18 protein-coding genes and 2 pseudogenes are annotated in these 17,206 nt (G+C 37.9%); 4 read left to right on the top strand and 16 right to left on the bottom strand.

What is annotated here, in order from left to right:
- Positions 1–264: 264 nt before the first annotated feature.
- Complete coding sequence (locus tag MTR82_RS10395) at positions 265–795, top strand: GNAT family N-acetyltransferase (RefSeq protein WP_246808956.1); 531 nt, start codon at positions 265–267, stop codon at positions 793–795.
- An 80-nt stretch (positions 796–875) separates the two neighbouring features.
- On the opposite strand, the gene MTR82_RS10400 is transcribed toward MTR82_RS10395, so the two are convergent.
- The 14 genes and pseudogenes from MTR82_RS10400 to MTR82_RS10465 all read right to left on the bottom strand — a co-directional run bounded on the left by MTR82_RS10400 (position 876) and on the right by MTR82_RS10465 (position 11,040).
- Entirely contained in the window at positions 876–1,097 is a 222-nt protein-coding gene (locus MTR82_RS10400; RefSeq protein ID WP_246808957.1) for a sigma factor, read from the bottom strand.
- Between the two features lie 132 nt (positions 1,098–1,229).
- Complete coding sequence (locus tag MTR82_RS10405; protein WP_246808958.1) at positions 1,230–1,712, bottom strand: DUF2975 domain-containing protein; 483 nt, start codon at positions 1,710–1,712, stop codon at positions 1,230–1,232.
- Positions 1,713–1,818: 106 nt separating this feature from the next.
- Positions 1,819–2,262: pseudogene (locus MTR82_RS10410) on the bottom strand (ASCH domain-containing protein).
- A gap of 610 nt (positions 2,263–2,872) precedes the next feature.
- Positions 2,873–3,100 carry a hypothetical protein gene (locus MTR82_RS10415; RefSeq protein ID WP_246808960.1) on the bottom strand — a complete coding sequence of 76 codons (228 nt, stop codon included), beginning with the start codon at positions 3,098–3,100 and terminating at the stop codon, positions 2,873–2,875.
- Positions 3,101–3,216: 116 nt separating this feature from the next.
- Complete coding sequence (locus MTR82_RS10420; RefSeq protein WP_246808961.1) at positions 3,217–3,705, bottom strand: hypothetical protein; 489 nt, start codon at positions 3,703–3,705, stop codon at positions 3,217–3,219.
- 553 nt (positions 3,706–4,258) lie between these two features.
- Positions 4,259–4,567 carry an immunity 53 family protein gene (locus tag MTR82_RS10425; protein ID WP_246808962.1) on the bottom strand — a complete coding sequence of 103 codons (309 nt, stop codon included), beginning with the start codon at positions 4,565–4,567 and terminating at the stop codon, positions 4,259–4,261.
- A gap of 285 nt (positions 4,568–4,852) precedes the next feature.
- Positions 4,853–5,215: a YxiJ-like family protein gene (locus MTR82_RS10430; protein ID WP_246808963.1), complete on the bottom strand. Its 363-nt coding sequence runs from the start codon at positions 5,213–5,215 to the stop codon at positions 4,853–4,855.
- Positions 5,216–5,396: 181 nt separating this feature from the next.
- On the bottom strand, positions 5,397–6,032 hold the full coding sequence (locus MTR82_RS10435) for a hypothetical protein (protein ID WP_246808964.1): 636 nt from the start codon (positions 6,030–6,032) through the stop codon (positions 5,397–5,399).
- A 34-nt stretch (positions 6,033–6,066) separates the two neighbouring features.
- The gene (locus MTR82_RS10440) at positions 6,067–6,744 is read right to left on the bottom strand and encodes a hypothetical protein (protein ID WP_246808965.1); all 678 of its coding nucleotides are present in this window, start codon (positions 6,742–6,744) and stop codon (positions 6,067–6,069) included.
- A gap of 62 nt (positions 6,745–6,806) precedes the next feature.
- Complete coding sequence (locus MTR82_RS10445) at positions 6,807–7,670, bottom strand: DUF4240 domain-containing protein (protein WP_246808966.1); 864 nt, start codon at positions 7,668–7,670, stop codon at positions 6,807–6,809.
- 548 nt (positions 7,671–8,218) lie between these two features.
- Complete coding sequence (locus tag MTR82_RS10450; RefSeq protein WP_246808967.1) at positions 8,219–8,617, bottom strand: VOC family protein; 399 nt, start codon at positions 8,615–8,617, stop codon at positions 8,219–8,221.
- A 147-nt stretch (positions 8,618–8,764) separates the two neighbouring features.
- A complete protein-coding gene (locus MTR82_RS10455) occupies positions 8,765–9,166 on the bottom strand; it encodes a DUF2716 domain-containing protein (protein ID WP_246809063.1) in 402 nt (133 codons plus the stop codon).
- Between the two features lie 496 nt (positions 9,167–9,662).
- Positions 9,663–10,013, bottom strand: coding sequence for a DUF3221 domain-containing protein (locus MTR82_RS10460; protein WP_246808968.1), 351 nt, complete (start codon positions 10,011–10,013; stop codon positions 9,663–9,665).
- 162 nt (positions 10,014–10,175) lie between these two features.
- Positions 10,176–11,040 (bottom strand): annotated as a pseudogene (locus MTR82_RS10465) (PhzF family phenazine biosynthesis protein).
- A 411-nt stretch (positions 11,041–11,451) separates the two neighbouring features.
- Here MTR82_RS10465 and MTR82_RS10470 point away from each other — a divergent pair.
- A complete protein-coding gene (locus tag MTR82_RS10470; RefSeq protein ID WP_246808969.1) occupies positions 11,452–12,651 on the top strand; it encodes an MFS transporter in 1,200 nt (399 codons plus the stop codon).
- A gap of 283 nt (positions 12,652–12,934) precedes the next feature.
- Here the strand turns inward: MTR82_RS10470 and MTR82_RS10475 are convergent, their stop codons facing one another.
- Positions 12,935–13,939 (bottom strand): potassium channel family protein, encoded by a 1,005-nt coding sequence (locus tag MTR82_RS10475; RefSeq protein WP_246808970.1) that lies wholly within the window; start codon positions 13,937–13,939, stop codon positions 12,935–12,937.
- Positions 13,940–14,269: 330 nt separating this feature from the next.
- Here MTR82_RS10475 and MTR82_RS10480 point away from each other — a divergent pair, with 330 nt between their 5' ends.
- A complete protein-coding gene (locus MTR82_RS10480) occupies positions 14,270–15,130 on the top strand; it encodes an Hsp33 family molecular chaperone HslO (RefSeq protein WP_246808971.1) in 861 nt (286 codons plus the stop codon).
- A gap of 59 nt (positions 15,131–15,189) precedes the next feature.
- Positions 15,190–15,918, top strand: a complete 729-nt coding sequence (locus tag MTR82_RS10485; protein ID WP_246808972.1) for a MerR family transcriptional regulator — start codon at positions 15,190–15,192, stop codon at positions 15,916–15,918.
- A gap of 145 nt (positions 15,919–16,063) precedes the next feature.
- On the opposite strand, the gene MTR82_RS10490 is transcribed toward MTR82_RS10485, so the two are convergent.
- A complete protein-coding gene (locus MTR82_RS10490) occupies positions 16,064–16,843 on the bottom strand; it encodes an alpha/beta fold hydrolase (protein ID WP_279576961.1) in 780 nt (259 codons plus the stop codon).
- Positions 16,844–17,206 lie beyond the last annotated feature (363 nt).

Here is a 17,206-nt window from a genome sequence, read left to right on the forward strand (position 1 = left end):
GGCTTCACTTTCCTGGTATTTACTACTAAAATAATTATACCGATTGTAAAAATAAATTACTATTAATTATGGTATTTTTTACATTTTTATAAATATTTACAACCAAAGAAAGCAAATTTCATTCGGTAACTTCGGTCCCAACCTCCCCCTTGCACCTCACATTCCCCTATCCTATACTAGGAATAACTTTTCATTGAAGGGACTGAATTATGCGCAGATGTCAAAGTGATTACCTCAGAGAACGAAAAAATGGAGGGAAAACTATTGATTACAGAAATGAGCACCGAACGATTGATGTTAAGAAAAATGGAGGCCGCAGATTCTTCTGCGCTTTTTGCACTTTGGTCCGATCCACAAGTGACCCGGTTCATGAATATTGATCCTTTTACATCCGAAGCTCAAGCAAAGGAAATAATCCAGCTGTTTGATCGGCTGCACCGGAACAGGCAAGCCATTCGCTATTCTATTTTTATCAGGGAAACAAAAGAGCTTATCGGTTCATGCGGCTTTAACTATGTGGATTCCGAAAATGCAAAAGCTGAAATTGCTTATGACCTCAGCCGGCACTTTTGGGGATGCGGTTTTGGTTCTGAGGCCGTTGCCGCCCTATTGCATCAGGCATTCTACGGAATGGGCCTTAACCGGATTGAAGCCAAAGTCGATCCGCTTAACAAAAATTCAATCCATTTGTTAAAAAAACTGAATTTCCATTTCGAAGGAACCCAAAGGCAATCCGAAAAAATAAACCAGCAATTTTTCTATGTGAATATGTATTCGAAGTTGAAATCGGATTGACGCAGAACTTAACCATAAAAGCGATCTTCCTCGTGAAGATCGCTTTTGGTTTTTTTATAAATTTATAGAAACTTAAAATTTCAGCTTTCATTCCATGCTTTATAGGATTGAATATCTCTGTATGTATCGTATTGCTGATAACAAGTTATAAAAACGTCTTGCACAATTTCCTGTGCTTTTCCCCAATCACGGAGGTAGCTGTAAGAAAGCTTTGTCAGGCGGTCTCCGTATTCATCCGTCAAGTCTTTCAGCCATTGATCTTTATTGATGATTGATAAGCCAATCTTTTCCAGCTCAGTCACTTCCATCCCTCCTATTTAACTTTATTTTTGACCCTCCCTAAGACGGGGGTAAATCGATATGGGTTTCAATTTTATTAAAATTTGGAACTTCTTTTCCATCCATAGTTAGAAGGCTACTAAATCGGCAGCCTTCTAGTCTTTCGATTTTGTTTCGAGACAATTCTTTATTGGCTTTTGAAGAGCATCTAAAATGGCGATAATGACACTTACGGCAAAAATGCTCATTAGACTCAGCGAAATGGGACCTGTGGAATCTTCCCCTGTTGCTCTTGCCAGCACCATAAGGCTTGCTATTCCAAGCAGAATCAAACAAATGACCGCAATAGCGCATTTTTTGATAACGGTTAAGGACTTCAACGCCAGTACAGAGAAAGCATTGTTTCTCTCAATATAGGTTAATAGTTTAAATGCATGGAATAGCGCAATGGAGAATGCAATGGCGAAACCGTAAGCACAAATTAAAAAAGGGATCAGGAAATACGCTGGTTTTGGATGTGCCTTGGCATCGTCAATGGCAAATCCAGGCAACCAGAAGATTCCAAGAGCAGCTATGGCAATTCCAACCAAGATGATTAGTACTTTTAAAAATGTGGTGGATCTTTTTTTCGTGCGCATCCAAAGTCCCTCATTCCTTTTAGGATTTTTTATGGAACAACCTTATTTGGTTTCTTTGCTACGGAGTAAAAAAGAAGAAGCTATTTTAAGCTTCTTCCCTCCTGTCTTAAGATTTATATACAACCTTAAACCGCTCACATACGAGCGGCATGGATTCAGAGTAAGTTAGTCCCCGCTCTCCCAATTCCCCTTTGAAAAACGTTTCATGCGCATTCCACCAGTAGGCATAATCCTTCACTCCTTCAGCCAAAGCAAAATCTTCAGGAACTTCATTCATTGGCAAAATACTCACGTCGACCACTTGAATAATGGCAACAGGCATCTCTTTCGAATCCAATACGATATTGTATTGGTCAACTTGAGGTAGCGGCTCGTTCTCCAATTCATATAAGATGTGAGCCGAACAAGTTGCGGTTTTTTTGCCTTCCACGACTAAACTGGCGAGCCAATCCGCATCATTTCAGAATTGGAATGCCTCCGCTTCCTTGTCAGAAGCTTGCTCTTGAGTTGCCCAATAATCATTCCAGAATTTTAACGTTTGATCATTCATTTACAAAACCTCAATCCACTTTGATTTTCCGCATTCCTTCCTCTTGCACTACAGAGAAAGATTGGCTTACCGCTCTATTATAAAATTTTACATACCCAAAGTTTATCATAAATTTTAAGCCGGAATTCAATAAACCAATGGATAAAAATCAATAATACAACGCTTCCTCTAGCGGCCTTCTCATTAAATAGTTGCCATAACGCTCTTCATTTAACAACAAAAAAATTTAATAAATCGGATTATTTAAGTTGCGTTTTTTCCTAATGTGGCTTCTATTTTCACCAGCAACCGAAAAATCATGGGCAGTTTAGTCAACCACTGGCTGACAAAGGTTTTTGCCTGGTCCGTCGCTTCGATAATCATTTTGCTGAACCTGTTCCTGTCGTTCCAGATGATCCAAGTTTTATTTTAAGGTTTCCGTTTTCGCAGTAAGAAGAAACTTGAATAATGCTGCCAATAAAAAATGCCCGAGTCTGTGCGTTGCGCAGATTCGGACATTTCGTTAATGGAACCTTAAATTCTGATCGTACTTTCATTAAAAAGCAAATCACAGATCAGTTTGGGCGCATCCTTATTTGTCTTGCAGTAATCCTCTACTTTTCATCCGCCACTACATCAATCCCCACATATCCGAAAATAATCCGACAAAGATTACCCCTAAAACAATAATCGTGAAGACGACAATCCCGACTTCGAGCGGCACATACTCCTTGACTTTCGGTTCCACTAAACCATCTCTGTGGTGCATAGAGTGATCATGCTCCAATGGATTGACAGGTTCGGCAGAATCTTGGGCGTTTTGGAATTCTTCTTTTTCCAAAGGATCTTTTTGAACCACGATCAACGCCTCCCATCGCACTTTTAATCGATATAATTTTAACATAAAAGACATAAAATTAACACTATTCAGTTTTCGCCATTAAAAAGTTTTGGAATTTAGTATAATTGGCAGTTTTACAAATTAGAGATTACAACGGAGAAAACCTTGAATGGCTCTGTAATTTCCTGCTCATCTTCGGGACATTCGGAAATCTCATTATTTATTTCATTTATAGGGAAACCATCATGATACGGAAATCGCAAAAATTCGGCTAGAATGGGCTCTATGTTTGGAATCATTTTGTGAGATGCGCTAAAAGGCAAAGTTCCATGGAACGCCGAAATTAAACTAAACTTTAAACTAGCTGACTGCCAATCGAACCAAGCATAAAAAATCATCGGATGCTCACTATTCTCAACGATTTGTTCTTTTCTATTTGACTTTACTTGAGAGAAGAATGAAACCAATTCCTCTACAGTAAATTCATTTGCCAACTCTTGGTTCATTGATACAGACCAAGTATTTTCTGCTGTTTCATATTGCAGGTCTTTAATAGTTTTTCCAATAAATAAAGGATCTTCAACGATTTCTTTTAATTCTTCGATAAACTCTTTCTTGCTCATTCGGACCTCCTGACTGCCTAAAGATTGAATAACTACTTGTTGAATATCTTTGCTATGTAATCAAGTTGTAAATGTAATTTAGCTGCTAACAATTTGTGTTTAAAAATAAACACTAAGCAAATATCCACTTAAAAAAATTGACGTTAATCCAGCTGTAATTCCAAACAGAAATCTAGTTTTCTTAGATGCTAATTCGAACATTTCAAAACTTTGGGAAGAAGTACTCCAAGCTAGAAAAATAATGAATATGACGGTACAAGACTGAAGAACATCCGTTAAAGTGAATGCCTGGAGTGATTTTCGGAAATTGTCTTCTGCATAAAAAATCCCCAGAAAAAGAATGAGGTTTTTAAAGAAATAGTATGAGAATAAATGTATATAATTGATTCTGCTCATAGAATAATTGCTCCTAATAATGGTAATTGCTATTCCATAATCGAATGTAACTTAATTGACACTAAGTTTCTTCTGATAAAATGGCGTAGTTAAACTTACATAAGATGATCTACAAATGAAAGTCTCCTTAGAACTTTCAGCTAGGCAAGAGGATAAGTTATATTTTTTCTGCATATAATTTAAACGTCTTCAAAATTTCAGTTAAATTCATAGGTCCACCATACCCCAAGAATTGCAATCCTGGGCGCTCTTGTATGTAACCGGTTTTGCAATGAACCCAGTCAATATTAGAACGATTAATATCAACGCTTTCAAATCTTTTACTTTCCAACTCTGTAGCTTCCAAGCTAATCATGACAGACCACGCAGGGTTATCCAAGGTCTCAATACGTATTCCATATAGATGTTCCCAGTCTCCATCACACTGTTGGCAGTACCATTGTTGAATCCATTCTAGCGTGTCCATGATATCCCCCTCTGCTTATTTTCATAAACTATACTTTTTATTCCCTAATAGGTGGAACTCAAGTCCGCAAACTCTTGTGGGAAAATCAACCTAAAAAGCTTTTTACCGGCATGAAACGATGAAACTCGACAGTTTTAAAAGATTGTTTGCCCTTTCGACTCCCACTAGTATGATTTCTTGTCCATGAAGGAAAAATCAGTTCCAATCTTAGTGAATCAAACCAGAAGAGTCTCCTTTCAAACACTTTCTTAGTTTCTCTAAGTAATTTCCAGTATCCAATCAGCGTTACACTTTCCATAAAATTTCTCTGGCCGCTTCAAACACTTCCAATTCTTCCTTGAAATCAGGGTATTTACCCAGTTCTCCTTCTAAAAAAGAGTAATACGGATACCTTTCGAAAAAACTGTTAGCAAGATATTTCTTTTGAAAAGAAGGTATTTTCCTTCCTTTTATGGCATAGGTCCCGCTTCCTGCTATTAACAATTGGAATTCGTTAAAGTCTTCAATTAGTTGATTTTCTTCTTTAAGACCAGGCAGAAAGTTGTTGTAGTTTTCTTGAATTAAGTTGATGTCTTCATAAGGGAATCCATTTGTGAGATTCAATTTTTTCAGTTCAGTAATCAGATTACTGCGATCTATGCTGCTCATTCTGTAACTGACACTCCTATCAGTAAATGGTTAGATTTTCCCACTTAGTAATTGCAAATTCGAATGCCAAAGGACAAACTCCTATATCAGGACTTGTCTCATAAAATCTAAGTCGAATATAACCAATCTCTATTTCCATTCATTAACTCTTTCCGTCTTTAAAGGCGTTAATGTGAATTCATTAAAATATTCTAAGTCGATTAGAAAATATTGGCGTACTTCCATTCATTCCAAGCCTATCTACCAATCGGTTTGGAAGGATAAAAATGATATATTCCTTGTTCTCCATAAATTCAACAGTTAATTCTTTTTGAGTTGTTTCAGCTGTGATTTCTTCACCAATCATCGCCAAATCAAAGGGTGATTTAAGATAAATGCTCTCTGCTAAATCTTCATAAATTTCATGGATTGCCATTAACCAATGATTTTCTTCGATTGTTAGAGGATAACGATAGCGGAATCTCTTTTCAAGTACAGCTTGCGGAATGGAAATGTCCAACCAATCCGATTCCCCTTCTATTCTGGTAACCGTGATCATGCAAGGCAGCTCCTCTTCCCCGGGATCACGGGAGATCATGCCATAAAACGATCTCACACTCGCATCTTCTATTGCTACGGGGAGGGAAACAGCAGGCTTTTGAAAATCCTTTTTCTCTGCCCACAACCCATGAAAGCAACGACTGGCTTTCAAAGCAAAAAGTGCGTCATTTATCCTTTTGTCATTACCAGCCGGGTGATATTCAATGGAAAGCTCGTAAAATCCACCAATCCAATTATCGGAGTTCAAGTAAAAATTTTTATCCATTTGATTGTCCATTCCATTCTGAGGTTTTCGATTAAATAGGCGTTATTCATTCCTTTATATACTGAAAAGTTTCGATTCCTTTTTTCTTTACCACTAACTTGTATGCCTTACCGGTGTGTTTTTCTTCCAATAAATGGTCCAATTCCTTAGAACTTAGATTGTAATGTTTTTTATTCAAAGTACCCGTTTTTTGAATGGTAGGATGCTCCAAAATAGGCATTAAATCGCCGTTCTTTACATTTGTATCCACAAAACTGAATTCTATCAATTTTGGAAAATGCTTTAAAAAATCCAAATTGGGAAGTTCTGCACAAGCATTCAATCTGAGTACGCGTAAGTTCTTTAATGAGAAAAGTTCATCAGTCATTCTAAATTTTTTGTATTGATTAATATGCAGATGCTGCAAGGTTGGAGCCAAGTCGACCATTCCTCGATCATTTGTCAATCTAGTACAGTAATGAAGCTCCAATCGTTTAAGTGCAGTAAATCTTTCAGCCCCGACCAAATCAACCTGATTGGACCAGTTCAGCTGGAGGTACAAAAGCTTTTTCATCTGGGGAAGATCTTCAAAGTTATGAAATTTACTTTTATAATGCCATAACGTCAAGTATTCCAGATCACGAAATGATTCTACATCCAACTTTTCTTCTTTTAAATCGAAATCCCTCTGTAAAGCAGCAGGTATATCTTCGAACCATATCGTATTATTCTTCCAGTTATCCAATGCGCCTCTCCTTCCATTAAATATATTAAATTTTAACCTGGTATTTCTAAAACCATTACTGTCTATTTGCTTTCCCAAGCCAACCTATTCGAATATGTTTCGTAGTCATAGGAACTGGCATAATCAAAAGGCTCACCTGTCTTTTTGCTGTAAGCTTCACTTGCCACTTCCAAAAGTTCCTCTGCGTCCCATTCCATATTAATTGCTGCTGCATTTTTCACTGTTTGATTGAAGCAGTCTTTGCCTTTAGCAACGACTGCACACCTGGCATAAAGAAATGCGTCGACCGATAGATAAGTATCAGGTTGATCCGTGATGCCTGCATGTGCAGGTGCATCCAACAAAAAGAGTTTATGGCCAAGGGTCTCTTCAAAAGCAAAGATCATTTCCTCCGTGCCTTTTTTCAAACGACTGATCAATGGATTCATGGGATGTCTTTTCTTCCAATCAATCAAATCAATCAAGTTCCAAAACACGTCATCTTCCAACTCCACAACAACTGCTTCCGAATTGGCTTGTTCAAATGATTGTATCTTCTCTTGAAATACGCCTGCTTCACGTTCCTTTTCCCACATGATATGAGAGGGTAAATAGTTTTTCCAAATGCCAGCGTAAATATTACTTTCTTTAATCTCACTTTTTTCCTCTAAATCTATACTCCCTAGCAACAAAAAATCTCCGCTCGGCTTACCATCCAGCCAATATATGGACGGCTTTAGACCTTCAGAATATAAATCTTTTTCGTAGTAAAATTCAGTTAAACACACGTCTTCGAGAGCAGGTGGAATCAGCTCATAATATGCAGCGGCGTAGACTAAGTAAGATCTCTCAATCTTATGCAGCACCACAAGAGCACTCCAATACCCGTTCGGAAGTTTTGCTATATAGACTTCTCCAGGTTTTGGAGCTCGGTTTGTTTTTTGCATGCTCTAGACTCCCTTGTTCTCTATAATAAATAGAAATGAATTATCTTAACCATCTTATCTGTTCATTCACAACAAGCTGCAAATTATCTATAATTTTTTTAAAATCTAATAATTCGGCGTGTAAATCCTACTTGTATCAGTATCGATGACAAAGTCCACTTTAATATTCTCTGAATAAGGAATTTGTTCAAAGTTATGAAGCCGGCAAAACACTTCTGGAAAATTGTTATGCTCATAAATTAATTGAGTTGCTTGAAGATGCATCTGTTCTAATTGCTTTACAGTACACTTTTTCCCACTCAATAATACTTGGAACATATATCCTTCAAGTTCAATAATCAACAAAATCACTACTGGGCGCTAACCAGTTATCTAGCTCCAATTTTCAATGCTTTTCTTTTATTTCTATCAGTATACAGAGTTTGAATCGTTTCAGGCAGGATTTTTACTATTATTTATTAGAGAGTTTTATGAATAAGAAAAACGCTAATCCATGCTGCCAGATTAGCGTTCGCTTTAAAATTTCTTGAACTTCAATTTATACGAAATCATTCCGGCAAATTCAGCTGCCAAGATACGCCAAACCGATCGTTTAACCAGCCGAATTTCTTGCTGAATCCATAGTTATCTAAAGGCATAAGGGCTTCGCCGTCTTCCATTAACTTATCGTATAAGCTCTCAATTTCCGATTCGGAATCACATGTCAGGTAAATGGAAAAAGACGGGGTAAACGTAAACTTGTGGTCAACATAACTGTCGATGCACATGAACTCTTGGCCTTTCAATGAAAATACCGCCTGGAAGACAGTTCCTTCTTTTCCCGGCCCTTCCGCTCCGTACCGCGTGATGGTTTTAATTTCTGAATCCTCGATGAGTGATGTGTAGTAATCCATGGCTTCTTCCGCAACGCCGCCTTGGAACATTAAAAATGGGGTTACGTTCTTCATATTCAACTCTCCTTTCTTCATTTTTGTTAGGCTATTTCATTTCCGAAAAAATTCATCAATCTAAAATTGTTTTTATAATTTTATCACATTTTCATCCGCATCTCATTTCAACTCATTGCTCGTCTGCAAATTGGATTTGAGCAGAAATCAGCCTTGCCTTAAAATCTTTTGCAGCATGATAGGTTTGTATTCAGTCAAAGCATTCAGCAATTCTTCCCCGAATATGGTTATGCTTTTTTCCCAAGGATGCCCTAAAAACCCCCAGTTAAAATCCTGCTGGAGAAAAAAATAATAATCCCCATTCGGAAAGATCGGGATTATCCATTCTTCGAACTCATTTCTTGAAAATTCCAGATAAGGATTGACCCAGTAGCCTTGGTGCTGCCAATCAAGCGCCAATATAGTTTCATCAACTGAGGAAATCGCTTTAAATGCAGCTAGTGTTTTCTCTTCAAGATTCTCGTAAGCGTCTGACTCCGCATGATCTTTGAAATAATTAGAATTTTCAAACGTCCATAAACTATGGAAATACAATAGCGAAGCCCCCAACCCATAAAAGACTGTGACGAAGAAAAAATCTAGAAAGAATTGACTGTTACCTGCCATAGCATAAAAAATAGATCCAACAACAATTCCTGCAATAGAATACAAGACCACTCCTGTGAGATAGCTCTTGCTAATGGAAGAGCCGCTAAATCTTTTTCTCCATATGTCTATTATCCAAGAAGCAGGTAAACCAATAACTGTATAAAAAATCAGGGAAAAATAGATTATGAAAATGAAATTTCCGGATAGGCTCATATACCCTACATTAGCGTCTCTTTGTGCTTCTGGAATATAGGTGCTTAATGACAGGCCAAATGCAAATATGATGGAACTCATAATTACAGCAAGAATTCTTTTTAACATTCCTGGATCTCCGTTCTTTACTATCTATTAGCAGCTTTTAGCTCTTATGGCGTCTTTACCACATCAATGTTATCCCTTGAGTTTCTTTTTTTATATTCTCTAGCTATAGAGGACCCTTACAGGAAGCATGTATGATTTATTTTACAATAAAAAAAGTATCCTCAACCAGACTAGGTGCTGATTGAAATGCTCCGCCTGGCCAAAAAACTTTTACTTTTTCTCCTTTTTTGAAAGAAAAGGTGTTGGTTACTTTATTTAAAAATGCTTCTTCAAATATGATACCTTCTGAATTAGCCGCTTTTGCCTCCAATAGTTTAGTAAGGTCTTTTCCATCCTCTACTTCTTCGGCTTCAATTTCAATGACCCACAAAGCGGAATCTTTAGAAGAATAAACATATCCTTCTATACTTTCTTGGGTATTATTCCAAAAGATTAGTCCGGCAGCAATTAAAATTATCATACCAATTATAATGCCTATTTTTTTCATATATTTTCCTCCAGCGGATTCACTATTGAAGTAAATCCTTCTTTATAAGCCTTCATTATATTGTTATAAGCTAATGTAATTATCCTCGCCCATTTCCAAACTTATATTGGGAATCTATAAACGTCCTTAGCTCTTATCTACAATACATTGACCGGTTTCATTTTAACGCATTATATATACATATATTTCCAAATACTTCAATTCACAAAAATAGCCTTTTCCGCCCACATGGACTTTTTCTACTTGCTCCCATTTATTGACCGTTAATTTTACTGCAATTTCAGATGGTGAATTCAAAGAATATCCTTGTTCGAAAATATACTCCTCTTTTTCTAAACCCAACCGTTCGTAGAGGCAGCAAGCCAATGCCGCGTTTGAAGTTCCAGTTGCGGCTTCTTCATTGAATGTCGTACAGCGGAGCAAAGTTCCTGCAGACGATCCGGTTCCCTTCAAAAGCATACAAATGCATCCCGACTACCTGGTAGGCCTTACTGATAGCTTTGATTTTTTCAAAATTGGGATTCACTGTCCGTAATTGAGTTTCAGTTTTAATGGGAATGAGTATGTCTTTTAAGCCCGTTGAAACAATCTGAATGGGATGTTCAGGTTTTATCGCTTCCAAATCAAAGCAGCCGATCAACTCATTTGGAGGGATAACTTCATAGAATTCTGGCTTGTTTTGTTCCATATATATCAAATCGTCTTTAATTGTAATAGAGAGGACCCCGCTCTTAGTTTCAATCGTATAGCGATCCTTAAAAATCTTATGTAAATGCATTAAGATTGCAAACGCACCGATGGTCGCATGTCCGCATAACGGCACTTCTTCTTTTGGCGTGAAATATTCCAATTTGTAATCAGCCATTTCCGACTCTGAAATAAAAGCCGTTTCCGCAAAGTCTAACTGCTTCGCGATTTCCATTTTTTGAGCAGTTGTCAATAGTTCCTCCATGAATACGACGCCTGCTTTATTTTCACCTTTCCCGTCTATACTAAACGCACTGGCAACATACACAGCTATTTTCATTCGACCACTCCCCCTTTTACTTTCAAGAAACCGTAGCATAGATAAAGCTGTTTTTCGTTTATCTTTATATTTTCTCTTCCTAATGGATTATTATAAAACTTTCTCCATTACAATCGCTTCATTCATTATAATGCTTTCTGTTTCCTTTAACTGAAAGATCATAACTAGATCGTGTCGGTTTTCCTTTTCATTTTCATCGCTTTATTTTTATATCCATTCTTTGCTATTAGAGCTATATATTTCTTGCTTTTCATAGGTATAATGGAAACAATCAAACTTTTCGATAAATCGAAGTCCCCCAAGATTTATCTTCAACCGGAAAGGAACTGCTGGCATGACCATTCGTCCAATTTGATAACTCCCCTCTAGTAGAAATCATTTTAAGAAATGAACTCTTGGGGGAACTGAATCATGAAACTGAATCAAAATTTCAACTTATTGCTGACCGGGCAATCACTTGCCAATATAGGCGATGTCCTGTACATTGTCAGCATCATTTACGTTATTTTTGAATTGACCGGATCAGCTACTGCATCTGCTTTTGTGCCATTTACTATCACCAGCTCAATGTTCATCTCAAATGCCTTGACGCCTTTGCTGATGCAGCGGTTCAATCTGAAATGGCTATTGGCATGCTCGCAGATGGGAAAAACCATCCTGCTTCTTGCTTTGGCATTCTTTCTGCCGAAACTCTCATTGTCTAATTTTTACGGACTGTTTTTGGTCATTAGCCTGGTCGCCTTATTGGACGGCTGTGCCAATCCGGTGACCCAATCCCTTATTCCGAACTATGTGAAGAGCGAACAGCTGCTGAAAGCGAATGGCCTTACGGAAACGGTTACCCAGCTGATCCAGACCACCATGTGGTTTGTTGGCAGCTCCTTGTTGATATGGCTCTCTGCAAATGAATTGGTCTGGTTGACAGCTGGCTTGTTTTTGGTTTCCAGCCTGCTTCTAAGCTTTTTGGAAACTGTCGACTTTGCCCCTTCGAAGGCACATGGGAAGTGGCAGCAAATCACCCAAGGCTGGCAGACCGTCTCCACTTCGCCTGTACTCAAACGAATTGTCTGGATGGATGTGTTAGAGACGATTGCTGGCACGGTTTGGATTGCCGCGATTCTCTATGTCTTCGTCAGTGATGCCCTAATGGCAGGTGAAAAATGGTGGGGATTCATTAACGGCGCATTTTTCCTGGGATTGATTGCGGGCAGTCTATTTTGTCTACGGTTTTCAGAGTGGATCGAACAGAGACTCAGCCACTTTATTTTTATCGGAGCCATCTCCAGCAGCCTAGTCACCATCTTCTTTGGATTGACAAGCCTGCCGTTGGTAGCATTGCTTTTTTCTTTTTTGGTTGGAGTTTCAGGCCAACTCAAAAACATTCCGCAACAGACGGTCGTCCAGACAAGTGTTCCAAAAGTTCAATTGCCGACCGTGTTTACCACACTCGGAGCAATTGGTACGGGAACCTTCGGGATTGCTTCTCTCTTAATGGGTGTTTTAGCTGATGCATTTGGTATTCGGGGTGTCTTCATCTTATCCGGAATTTTATTGGCTATCGTCAGCTTGATTGCTTACAAAGGAAGAATCCTCTTGCGGCGAACGGTGTAAGGACTTAATACAAAAAGGAGACATTCGACAATATTCTGAATGTCTCCTTTTTGTTTGTTAGCTTTCGATAACGCTTAGAAATGGAAACTTCGCTCTTTAGAAGCTCAATTACAAAGTCTGGTATATAAGCTTATCAATGTATGATTATTTCCAGCAAATTCACTTTCTTTTTCGGCTCTTCGAAGTTAATGGAATCAAAGTGGTGAATGTAATTTAACTGCACTTAGGTTACATTCAAATCTACTTGACTAAAACATGCACATCCCCACTTTAGTTGAAGTATCTACCTCTCTCCTTTTTCCCCTGGCCATTCCCGGTCTTCTTCTTGAACTAACCGCAGCAATTTTCTGCGGTGGTCTTCGCGAGCCTTCACTTCCTCTTCAAAAGCTTCCTTAGAAACAGTGGGCAAATGGGCGGCTTGGACTTCAGCTAAGTCAAGACGTGGAGGCAAATTATCAGGAGCATTGTCCATATCTCCTTCAAATGTATTTAAGTAACTGACAATCCCCGAGCGAACCTGCTGCAAAAGGAGTTGATTGGGCACATTCTCTTCCGGGATGCCAAATTGCCAGATGGTTACCGCATCATCTAATTGTGCCAATACCGGCGCTATCGCTTTTCCCGAATTCTCACTATAGTAATATTGCAGAATCGGGTAGGCCTTCTTTTGTTCAGCTATACTGGACAATTGGGCGGCAAATGTATTCAAAAGCAAATCCACATTCCGAAAATTTTTCCCATTCCATGAGTTTTTCACCATTTCCACGCCACTTTTCCCCATAGCCGTGACACTATCGGCAAAAGAACGTTGTTGCGTTACAGAATTAATCACGGAAAGTATGTAAGTGACACTCATGGTAATCAATAGCATCCCAGTTCCGGAAGCAAGTATGGACGCAATTTGCCACCCTCCTTCTTTCGGGCTGTATTCCCCATTTCCTAATGTGATGATGCTGTAGCCGGTATAGTAAATTCTTTCTACCCAAGAAACCGGATGATTATCGGTTGAATCCAAAATTGAAGTCCCGCTTCCCGCAAATATGAATGTCCATCCCATCCATATCAATAAAATCCATAAATTAATCGTAAGCGTAATGATAAGCGGACCGGAGAAGCTGAGAAGTTTTGGAACTTTTTTGCTCATTCGCTTCAAACTCTTCCACGTAATCGCAGCCAATCGATTCGTAAGTGGTCCGGCTCCTCCGTCCACCCATAAGGTCGTCCATAAAAAATCCAGAATTCCTGCTGCTAACAAGAAAATCCCTATGAATAAATAAAAAATTTCCACTGCCGTTCCCCCATTTCTTCTTTACTAATTCCCTACCCTCTCTTCCTCAATTTGATAGGTATTGCAACAAACAATTTTCTTTTTAATAGATTCAAAGATTAGAAATGAACCATACATATTAAAAACCTAAGTTTCCTACAAATAGCGTTCCTGATAGTCTACTTATCCAAACAAAAAGAAGAGAAATAACTTGTTAGTTACTTCTCTTCCGATAATCCCTCATATGTTAACTAAAAATAAATACCGTAAAAATTACATTTATTCCTTGAACCTTACGTAGGGTAATGTTTTATAGTGAAACTATTCTACTTTTACAAGGGGGGAATCATTGTGCAAAATGTTCTTGTAAAGACTTTAATTAAAGAAGAACAAATTCGTCTATATTTTATTGATAATACCCAGCTGCTTCGCGATATCTATGCCTTAAACCAGGAACTACCTAAACCGCTTAAACTGTTGTTAGGCAAAACGATATCAGCAATGAGCATACTCTCTGGTACGCTCAAAGGGAACCAGCGAATGAGCCTCCAGGTAACGTTGAGCAACCCTCGCCATAAGATTTTTGCGGAAGCCGAAGCGAATGGAAATGTCAGAGGATACCTGAACGAGGAACTTTTGAGATTTTCTAATATAGAAGAAAAGTCGATGCAAGATTTGATTGGACCTTCTGGGATGATCCGTGTCATAAAGGGTTCTGAGATGAATCAATTCACCAGCATTACCGATATGCCAAATCAACATATCACGGATGATATCGCCAACTATTTTGTGCAGAGTGATCAGACGCCGACCTATCTTTATTCCGACATTCAGTTAGATAATGGAGCTTCCCTTCTTTCCAGCCATGCACTATATGCACAACTACTTCCCGGTGCACCATCACAACTGCTTTCAGAAGTGAAAATGATTGTAAAAGCCAATCCGGATATTTTCAGTAAATTAAACGCTGAAGAAGCGAGTGACAGCGAAGAAGCGTTAACCCAGTTCTTTGGGGATGCAAAAATTATCGGCCATAGCTCCAGTCAATTTTTCTGCGGGTGCAGTAAAGAAATGTTCTATGGCATGCTTTATTCATTGAGTGAAGAGGAAATCAAACGGAGCATTGAACGAAATGAAGACATCGAAACTTTTTGCCATATTTGCGGGAAAACCTACACGTTTGAGCAAAAGGAGATGCAGCAACTCTTCTAACTTCGAATTTCTCGTTTTTAGTTGGTGAATAGAAATGGTGTTGAATGGAGGCTAAGCGAATGAAGAAATATTGGAAAGTCGGAGAAGTTGCAGAATTGACGGGTTTAACGATTCGAACTTTACGCTATTACGATCAAATCTGTTTATTTTCACCTTCTCAGTATACGGAGTCAGGACATCGGCTTTACACGAAAGCAGATTTGGTACGTCTTCAGCCAATTTTGTCCTTAAAGCAGATGGGAATATCGTTAGAAGAAATACAACTTCTGTTGTCTAATCCGGAGGAACAAACCGTTGCGGAGATTTTGCAAACCCAAATTTCTCGAGTCAAAAAAGAGATAGAGGTTCAGCAAAAACTAGTAGCGGAGTTGGAAAATGCGTTATCGGCTGTACACAGCAACCGGACCCTCTCGATTACAGAACTTACTAAATTAATGGAGGCGCTGAAAATGAATAAGGAAAAATACTTTTCGAAGCAGCAATTGGATACCATGGAAAGCAGATATGAAAATGCCGACAAACAACTTTTAAAGCAAGCAGAGCAAGAATTTAACGGTCTTATCAAGGAAATACGTTTGGAAAAAGAAAAAGGCGCTTCTCCTTCCGATGAAAAAGTACAAGATTTAGCGAAAAAATGGAATGACATCGTGAATGCCTTTTCCGAAGACGATAGGACTTTCCGCAAGCAAGCCGAACATTTCCACGCCGAAAACCCAGGGAACGAACTGCAATATGAAATAGATGGCGAGCTATACCAATTTATCAATCAAGCTTTGAATCATAAGTGATTTTATATATAAGGAAGAGGAAAGCTGATAAATTGGCTTCCCTCTTCCTTTCTTGTATTTGTTTTTAAAGAACTTCCGATAAACTCATGATATGTAAACTCTAATTTTAGTTAGTGCCTCTTGGACAGCAATAAGGTAAAGAAAATTATTTTATAGATATGGCATCATGTGGTAAAACACTATTTTCCAGCCAGTTTTTAATCATTTGATTAAAATAACTCGGGTTTACTAGAGATATGCCATGACCTACACCAGGTATAATGATTCCTATACAATTTGGATTTTTCGACAAGATGTCCATAGCTGATTTCTTCATTAGTCCTTTTTCTTTCTCTCCAACAGTAACTAGCACCTTGCCCATTGTTTTATCAAATTCATCAGGTATCTTGAATGACATATTTTCTTCTAATATTCGAATAAGAGTATCTGAACTCATTTGAGAACTCTCTTTATAATACTTTTCAAAATCTCCTTCCTCAATGTACAGCGTTTTAGATTGAAGCTTTGAAAAATATCTATTTTTCACTAACGGAAGTGTAATTTTGATAGATGGTCTGATCATTTTTCGTACAAACCCATTCGGTCTTACTAATGCACTATTGATAATAGCGCTGTGAATTAAACTTGGATTCATACTCAACATTTGAATAAGTACTTGTGCACCCAATGAAAAACCAATAACAATTATTTTCTTACCATTAGCTAGCTTCTCTATTAACTTAGCAATATCCTCTGCGCTTTTTCGAATGGAAAAGTATTCCGCATTCTTACTCTCCCCTTGTTCTGGTAAATCGATGGTGATGCAATGATAGTCAGAAAAATATTGGACTTGTTTAGCCCACATCCAACTACTAACTCCGCCACCGTGTAAAAATACCATTAACGGAGCATTCTTATTTCCATACTCTTGATAATATAATTTCAATTAATCCACCTCCTTAAATATTTTTAATTCAATACAATAAGTTATGAAAATTCAAAAACTTATTACCAAGTACTATTTTACATTAAATTTACTTGTTAGTATGGTTCCTTCCATAATCTTAAAGCGTTCGTAAAAGTACACTACTACAAACAAGAATAGGAGAATTTTCAATTGAAGCTCCTTCTCTTAATAGATCTTGATTTGTAAAATATGTACTTCAATTCCGGCTCTAAAACCGTATAGAATAGCCCTTTGAATGTATCATTTTTTCTAGCAAGTTCAATTTTTCTTCGTCTTCTTATTAAGTCAATGAAAAGAAGGATCTGAATGTAACTTAATTACGATTAAGTTACATTCAAATTT

This window comes from Planococcus ruber (genome assembly GCF_022819085.1).
In the GTDB taxonomy this organism is placed as follows: domain Bacteria; phylum Bacillota; class Bacilli; order Bacillales_A; family Planococcaceae; genus Planococcus; species Planococcus ruber.